Genomic DNA, 6,982 nt, shown 5'->3' with positions numbered 1-6,982 from the left:
CACAACCTACTTTTCCTACGACATCCACCCCTGGCTGACATTCAATGCACGTGGCGAAATCTTCCGTGACAACACGGGTGGGGTCATTACGGAATATTCCAGCTTCAACTCGCTCACGCAGGCACTCAGCAACCAGCCATTCCCCTATTACAACGCGTTGCCGACCACCTATGGGGAACTGACGGTGGGTGTCTCCTACCGTCCGGAGTTCGTGAACAAAAGGCTGTCTCTGGGTGGTTTTACCATCCGGCCTGAAATCCGGCTGGATAAATCCCTTAACGGCACGCACCCGTTCAACCAGGCCGGAACCGTGCAGAACCCAACCGTCAATAACGGCACAAATAACATGCTCTGGTTCAGTTGTGATGCAACCTGGTCTTTCTAAAGTGTCCTCTTTCCAAACATTGATAACTGAAATTATAAAAAATCTTTGAGAAAGAGAATACAGTTCCAACAGCAGTAATGACATCCGTTTCGTCAGTATTCGCTTACAGCGAATGGACACATCTGGAGGGATCGAAGAACCGTTAAATGATGTCTTGTGCTGCTAATTTGAGGCTAAGGGCGTAATGGTTACAGATTTGTGTAGATAGTTTTCACCATGTTTTTACTTCTCAAGGAGTTTGCTACCTTCTGAGTTGCTATGCTGGCGCGCATATACGTTTCATGAAGAGAAGGCGCCGCATATTATAGACGATGTAGGCAAGCCCGATCTTCATAGTCGCCCGATCAATACTAACAGTGCGTATGGACAGCCCCATTTGTGATTTCTGATTAGCAAAGACGTGTTCAACGCGGGATCGGAGGACAAATTTTCCGGCATTTGATCTCTGGATATGACGGGGCATCGGCTTGAGATGCAGCTTTTCCCTATGAGCCTTGGAGACAAAACCCAGTTTTTCCATGAAGGCTTTATTGGCTTTTGAGCAATAGGCCGTGTCTGCCCAGACATCCAATGCTGTATTACTGCGGTCGAGCAGTCCTTCTCTCAACCGTACGCCATCGCTGGCTGCTGTATCTGTTGCTTTCCATTTCCAGATCAACCGGAACTTCCAATCAATGGAAATATGGGATTTGTAGCCAAAGAATGGAATGGCGATATCCGTCAACGAGATCGTTCCGTCATCCTGCCGCTCCGCTTTGGTGAACTTTCAGTGTCCATCGCGCATGCCTGTCCTTGTGCGACAGCTTTGCCAGTTTATCCTACCAGTCTTTAAGAATCTGAGGGGCATCTTCTTTCCGGGGTAGTGCGTGGCTGTCCTGTTTTTCGGTTTTCCGGATGAAGCGCATCCGTAGTCTTTCAAGAAGGGGAGAAGCTTATTGATTACAGTTAGCGTCAGGCACAGGCAAAAAAAGTTCATTAAAACAATCCATTAATCCTGCTTTGTTCTCAACTTGTGATTTCTGCAACTTGAGAAGCAATCCTGCCCCGCAACCAAATCAATCCCAAAGCCCCGCTCAACCAATCGGTTGCGGGGCTTTTTGTGTTGCACAAAATCCTCCCTAGGAAAAATAGGCATACTCTCAAAACTAAGAGGTTTTGTAGAACCTTTCCATTTCCTCAGGTATTGTTATATTATAACACAACATATAGATTTGGCGGATCGTAACCGAATGAATGGTGTCCGTCATGCAAGAAAGACTTCCGGTAACAGTCCTTTCCGGCTTTCTGGGGGCAGGAAAAACAACGCTCCTTAACCATGTGCTTAATAACCGCGAAGGCCGGAAAGTCGCGGTGATCGTCAATGACATGAGCGACGTAAATATTGATGCGGATCTGGTGCGTGACGGCAGCGATCTCTCCCGCACAAATGAAACACTTGTGGAGATGAGCAATGGCTGCATCTGCTGTACGTTGCGTGATGATCTGTTGCAGGAAGTCCGGCGGCTCGCAGAACAAGGACGCTTCGATTACCTGCTAATTGAATCGACCGGGATTGCGGAACCTCTTCCGGTTGCGGCGACATTCGAATTTCGTGACGAAGCAGGCGAGAGTTTGTCTGATATTGCGCGGCTGGATACGATGGTGACGGTGGTGGATGCCGTTAATCTGTTGAAAGATTATGCCTCAACAGATTTTCTGCGTGACCGGGGCGAAACAGCAGGTGAGGGCGACGATAGGGCATTGGTCGATCTGCTGGTGGAGCAGATCGAGTTCGCGGATGTTGTGGTTCTGAACAAGGTTTCCACCGCAACGCCTGCGCAGCGTGAGGCTGCGCGGCAGGTTGTTCAGGCCCTTAATGCCGATGCGGACATTATCGAAACGGATCAGGGTATTGTGCCTTGCGCGCGCATTTTGGATACACACCGGTTCGATTATGATCGGGCCCATAAACATCCGCTATGGTACAAAGAATTATTCGAATTTAAGCAGCATGTTCCCGAGACAGAGGAATATGGCATTCACACTTTTGTCTGGCGTGCCCGCCGCCCACTGGTGCCGGAACGGTTCAAAGCCTTCATAGATTCTATGTGGCCGGGCGTAATCCGGGCGAAGGGGCATTTCTGGCTGGCAACGCGCCCACAATGGGTGGGTGAACTTGGGCAGGCGGGTGCACTGGTGCGCACGCAAGCTATGGGCCGCTGGTGGGTAACTATTCCCAAAAATCAGTGGCCAGATAGTGATGAGTGGCAGGATATGATCCTGTCGAAATGGAACCCTGTTTATGGGGATCGTCGGCAGGAAATTGTGTTTATTGGCACGGCAGAGATGGATGATGCCGCTATTGGCGCAGCTCTGGATGCCTGCCTTGTGCCGGAGTTTGATGAGCAGCAGTTCAATCCATTGCTGTTCGCCCATCTGCCTGACCCATTCCCGGTTTGGGGGCAAGGAGAAATGGCGGATGCGTAAGGTTATGGCCGATAATGAGCGGACATTACGGCATGAGATGTGGAGAAGATATGCAGGTGATGACTGGGCAGCATTTGATGCACTTCCTGCCACTATCCGGGAAAGGGTGGCAGCACATGCCTATGATGCGTGGTCAGTTAATGTGATGATGCTCTGGCAGCATTACAAACGTCTTTATGGCCGCACAATGCGTGCCGAACGCGCTTTAATAAGATATCTTGATTATTGCGAGAGATTGGAACGTGAGGCATTTTCTTCACGGTATAATGATGTCTACGGTATGGATTTGCCTCATGATGCAGCGTGCGCCACAGTTTTGAGGTAGCTTTAGAGTTACTTTTTCCATCTCTTTCGGCTGCGTGATAGGCTGCTTCCATCGCTATACCCGATACGGTACGCCAATGTATCTCGGTTCAGCCCATCACGCTGTTCAAAAATATTGGCCAGTTCTTTGCGGGAGGCATCAAGCATACTGCGAAAAGTTGTATTCTCACGCGCGAGCAGGCGCTGCAATGTGCGTGGGCTGGTGTAAAGCGCACGCGCAACAGATGCCAGAGAAGGATTGCCAGCCAGAATACAACGCCGGATTGCCAGCATAACTGTAGAGATGAAAGGCTGGGCAGCATATTCCTCCCCAATCAGATCACAAACATGGCGTTCTAGTATCCGGATCAGATCTGGGTCTGTCATTGTGCGTCGGTCATCAAGATCCTGTTCATCAAATAGAATGCGGTTATGGGGCTGGCGATAGAAAATAGGGCAGCCAATACGTCTGCGGATCATGGCGGCTTTTTTGCCCGGTGCATGCATGAAATCAACCTGTATAGGACGCCATTGGGACCCAAGCCGTTCACGGATGAGGTTGATGAGCAGGGCAAGGGTTAATTCCACATCCTGCTGGCATGGCCAGTGCTGTGGCACATCAAGGCTGTATATTATCTCTGCAATATCATTGTCCGATTTCAGGGTTAGAGAAGAATGGCTCTGTACAGCAAAAAGGTAGTTCCCAAACGCCAGCACTGCTTTGCGTAATGTTGGAAGCGCCTGAAAAAGCAATCCAAGTGGTCCAATCTGGCCGGGGGTGCAGGTAAGGCCAAGTTCAAAGCCAAGTGTTTTATTGCCCTCCAGGGCCGAGGCTTCCTCAAACAGGTTGAGATAGCGTTCCATTTCAACAACGCTGTATGACTCTTTTGCAATATCCGGATCAATGCCGTTCCGTGCCAGCAACTCTCGCGGGTCTATGCCTGCATCACGCAGGGCATTGATAATAAGCATCAGAATAGACGTGCGCATGACAGGCACTGGGCTAGATGCAATTTCAAAATATTTCGTCAACGGAGGCATGGCAATTTCCTTGCGTGGGTCTTGGCGCAAAATGCCACTGGAATGGCGCATTATGTCATTACCACATCGATACGTTCATCCTTACAGTCATTCCATCGCCGGAAAGACATGCTGCCCTTCAATTTTTGCAACGGAGGGGAAGTTTGCCCGGTTTCCCGCCGGCAATCTGCCCGAGGGACATAACTGTAATAGAACCAGAACAGGGATTTGTGATCATAATGGGCCATTCATCCTGCCAGTCATCATCCAATGAGACTTTCAGTTACCCACTCGACCCGTTGAACCCTGATGAAATTCGCGCTGTCGTTCGTATTGTAAAATCAGATGCACGATTTGGCGAGCATGCGCTTTTTGAAACCATGATGATTATGGAGCCGGATCCGGAAATATTGCGCGCTCTTGCACCCGGTGAAAGCTTGCCGCGTCTGGCGCATGTTAATGTATTTTTCAATAACAAACCGGGGGTAACAAGGGTTACAGTCTCTCTTACTGCCGGTAAAATTGTTGATGTCCGGGCGTTTCCCGATGCACAGCCCATGCTTCAATTAGAGCAATTTGATGCTTTTGAAGATCTGGTTAAAGCTGATCCGGGTTTTATTGATGCCTGCCACAAACGCGGCATTACGGATATGTCTTTGGTTTGTGTGGACCCTTGGTCTCCCGGTCTATTTGCTGATTTTCCCGGCACGGAAGATCGGTTGCTCTGCAATGCGTTTGTGTGGGTAAGAGCTTTCCCTGATGACAATTTCTATGCTCACCCCGTAGAAGGGTTGAACGTACTGGCAGACCTACGCACCGGTGAGGTGCTGCGGATTGAAGACCGCAATCCTGTTCCCATTCCGTCTACCTGTATCAATTACGAGGCGCAGTTTATCAAAGAACCACGCCAACCTTTTAAGCCGTTGAACATTGTTCAGCCGGAAGGGGTTTCATTTTCTCTCAAAGGTCATGAACTAGAATGGGATTTGTGGAAAGTTCGTATTGGCTTCAATGCGCGTGAAGCCCTAACCTTGCATGACATAAGCTATAACGGCCGCCCCCTTATAAACCGTGCTTCTATTGTGGAAATGGTGGTGCCTTATGGTTCACCAGATAATTCCCATTTCAAAAAGCATGTTTTTGATATTGGTGAATATGGTGTGGGCAAGCTTGCCAATTCGCTCGAACTGGGCTGCGATTGTCTGGGGGTGATCGAATATCTTGATGGGCACATGAACACCATGTCCGGTGAGGTGATGACCATTAAGAATGCCATCTGCATTCATGAAGAAGACAATGGTTTGCTATGGAAACATACTGATTTCCGTACCAACCATTGCGAAAGCCGCCGTGGGCGTAAATTGGTTATTTCTTGCGTGGCAACAGTGGCCAATTACGATTATTCCTTTAACTGGTATCTCTTTACCGACGGGAACATCGAATTCGAGGCCAAGGCTACCGGTATTATCAATACCAATGGTTGTGAACCGGGACAGCCCGGAAAATATGCCAATGAGGTCTCACCCGGTGTTGCAGGCCAGATCCACCAGCACATTTTCTGTGCCCGTATGGATATGGCCTTGGATGGCCCCGGAAACAGTGTAACCGAAGTTAATACATATGCAGAACCACAAGGCCCCACAAATCCATACGGTAATGCGTTTTATGCAGAAGAAACGGTTCTGAAATCCGAGCTGGAGGCCTGCCGTAAGGCTAATCAGGATACGCACCGTTTCTGGAAAGTGATTAACCCCAATAAACAAAATTCTGTTGGCAAGCCGACAGCTTACAAAATTCTGCCGACACACCCGGTTACCCCCATGGTCCACCCGGACTCTCCATCTGGTAAGCGGGCAAACTATAACCAGAACCATTTGTGGGTGACCGCGCGTGACCCGGAGCAACGCTTCCCCACAGGGGAATTTGCTAACCGCTCAGACGGAACGGATGGTTTGTCTTCCTTTGTGCTGAAGAACCGGCCATTGGTGAATACCAACCTTGTTGTGTGGCATACCTTTGGCATCAACCACATTGTACGCACGGAGGACTTTCCCGTTCAGCCTGTTGTAACCTGTGGTTTTATGATGATGCCGACCGGTTTCTTTAACGTAAATCCGGGCATTGATCTTGCACCGGCCAAGAACACAGCAAGCTGTTTGGCAAAAGCAGGCTGTTGCGAAAGCGCCAAATAAAAATACTACGCAATACATCGGCCTGCCACGCATTGACCTGCGCGGCAGGCTGGGGAGAGACGCATCATGATTTGTTGCTTGCTTGCGTTACTGGGGTGCTTCTTGCCGGCAAAATTTGCACGGCGTTTTTTCAGCCAGTCGTGTCATGCAACGGAACAGAACACATGCGGCCATAGCTTGCGGCGTATGCAACTGCCAGTTTTCTGGCGCAAGGCCGTTTTTACCGTGTTGGTGTGCATTGGCTTGGCAGGGCTGTCGCACATGGCTTTCATGTATTTTACCCCTCAAGAGCACATGCACCATCATATGAGCCAAATGTAACCATCGTTACGTCGCCCTGATACAGGAATGGGAGCATTGATCTTTATGCCTTACATTTTTCTTCTGTCTGTCCTGCTTTGTGGGCTTGTGCCATTTGCCTCCGCGCAGGCTGCTGATGCGGCATCAGCATTGTCTGGCGGAGATAGTGCATGGATATTGGTTTCAACCGTTTTGGTAACGCTTATGTTGCTGCCGGGTGTTATTCTTTTTTACAGTGGCATGATCCGAAAAAAGAATGCTCTGAGATGGGGTGGTTGCCGTCCTCCCCGCACGGCATCGCAATGTGCCAGAATGG

Annotated in this window: 5 protein-coding genes and 2 pseudogenes; 5 read left to right on the top strand and 2 right to left on the bottom strand. The window is 49.6% G+C overall.

Going from position 1 to position 6,982, the window contains the following annotated elements; all coding sequences use genetic code 11:
• Positions 1–385: outer membrane beta-barrel protein (locus APA10_RS09155; protein WP_035367543.1), on the top strand; the 385-nt coding region annotated here is incomplete at its 5' end.
• Positions 386–641: 256 nt separating this feature from the next.
• On the opposite strand, the pseudogene APA10_RS09150 reads toward APA10_RS09155, so the two are convergent.
• Positions 642–1,203, bottom strand: a pseudogene (locus APA10_RS09150) (transposase); the annotation flags it as partial.
• A gap of 415 nt (positions 1,204–1,618) precedes the next feature.
• Between APA10_RS09150 and APA10_RS09145 the strand changes: the two are divergent.
• Together APA10_RS09145 and APA10_RS09140 are read left to right on the top strand one after the other, a co-directional pair.
• Positions 1,619–2,851 carry a GTP-binding protein gene (locus APA10_RS09145; protein WP_003631032.1) on the top strand — a complete coding sequence of 411 codons (1,233 nt, stop codon included), beginning with the start codon at positions 1,619–1,621 and terminating at the stop codon, positions 2,849–2,851.
• Complete coding sequence (locus APA10_RS09140; protein WP_003631033.1) at positions 2,844–3,176, top strand: DUF6525 family protein; 333 nt, start codon at positions 2,844–2,846, stop codon at positions 3,174–3,176. Before APA10_RS09145 ends, APA10_RS09140 begins: the two co-directional genes overlap by 8 nt.
• A gap of 8 nt (positions 3,177–3,184) precedes the next feature.
• Here the strand turns inward: APA10_RS09140 and APA10_RS09135 are convergent, their stop codons facing one another.
• Positions 3,185–4,246 carry an AraC family transcriptional regulator gene (locus APA10_RS09135; RefSeq protein ID WP_003631034.1) on the bottom strand — a complete coding sequence of 354 codons (1,062 nt, stop codon included), beginning with the start codon at positions 4,244–4,246 and terminating at the stop codon, positions 3,185–3,187.
• 167 nt (positions 4,247–4,413) lie between these two features.
• On the opposite strand from APA10_RS09135, the gene APA10_RS09130 reads away from it, so the two are divergent.
• Positions 4,414–6,366, top strand: a complete 1,953-nt coding sequence (locus APA10_RS09130; protein WP_035366593.1) for a primary-amine oxidase — start codon at positions 4,414–4,416, stop codon at positions 6,364–6,366.
• Positions 6,367–6,732: 366 nt separating this feature from the next.
• Positions 6,733–6,982, top strand: a pseudogene (locus APA10_RS15250) (hypothetical protein); the annotation flags it as partial.

The organism is Acetobacter pasteurianus subsp. pasteurianus LMG 1262 = NBRC 106471, from assembly GCF_000285275.1.
Classification (GTDB): domain Bacteria; phylum Pseudomonadota; class Alphaproteobacteria; order Acetobacterales; family Acetobacteraceae; genus Acetobacter; species Acetobacter pasteurianus.
The sequence above is the reverse complement of the archived record's forward strand: the minus strand, read 5'-3'. Positions and strand labels throughout refer to the sequence as shown.